Annotated in this window: 1 protein-coding gene; it reads left to right on the top strand. The window is 39.2% G+C overall.

Translation table 11 applies throughout. From position 1 onward, the window contains the following. On the top strand, positions 1 to 859 hold an 859-nt coding region (locus A3775_RS20900), incomplete at both ends, for a HAMP domain-containing sensor histidine kinase (protein WP_197480206.1).

The following is an 859-nucleotide window of genomic DNA, read 5'->3' as shown; positions in this document are numbered from 1 at the left end:
GCAACAGGGTCAACCGCTTGTGATTGATGATGTCACACAGGATACAAGAATGACAGCGATCGCTCAGGTAATGTTAGCCGGTGATACTCAAGCCCTGCTTCATGTCCCCTTGCAACACTCAGACAAATTAGTAGGTTTACTCTGTTTTGATTCACCCACCCCCAAAACTTGGCAAGGGCATGAAATTGCCGTGCTTTCCGAAGTGGCCAAATATTTAGCCATTGCCCTCAAAGATGCACAAGCACAACAAGAATTAACCAGGAATAACTTAGCTTTAGAACTAGCTAAACAAGAAGCCGAAACTGCTAACAAAGCTAAAAGTGAGTTTCTAGCTAATATGAGCCACGAAATTCGTACACCCATGAATGCAATTTTGGGCTTTGCTGACTTGCTGCAATCAATTGTGACTGAACCACAAGCACAATCATATTTAAACACACTAACTGCCAGTGGTAAAAGTCTGTTGGGATTGATTAATGACATTCTGGATTTATCCAAAATTGAAGCCGGTAAATTAGAACTTTGTTATGAACCTGTAAACCTGCGAGTTCTGATTCAAGAAATTCAACAGATTTTTACTCAGAAGGCAATCACTAAAAATTTAACTTTATACACCGAGATTGAAGATACTGTACCATCGGTGATTTTGATTGATGAAGTCAGATTACGTCAAATTCTATTTAATGTCGTGGGCAATGCCCTGAAGTTTACAGAACAGGGATATATTAAAATACTTGTTCGCGCTCATATCCATGCTATCTGCGGTGTAGATCAGGTTTGGCTGGAAATTGCTGTGCAAGATACAGGAATTGGTATTGCTAAAAATCAACAACAACTAATTTTTGAAAAATTTGTCCAA

This window comes from Anabaena sp. 4-3, assembly GCF_001597745.1.
In the GTDB taxonomy this organism is placed as follows: Bacteria; Cyanobacteriota; Cyanobacteriia; order Cyanobacteriales; family Nostocaceae; genus Trichormus.
Note: the sequence above shows the minus strand (reverse complement) of the source record. Positions and strands in the feature narration are given on the sequence as shown.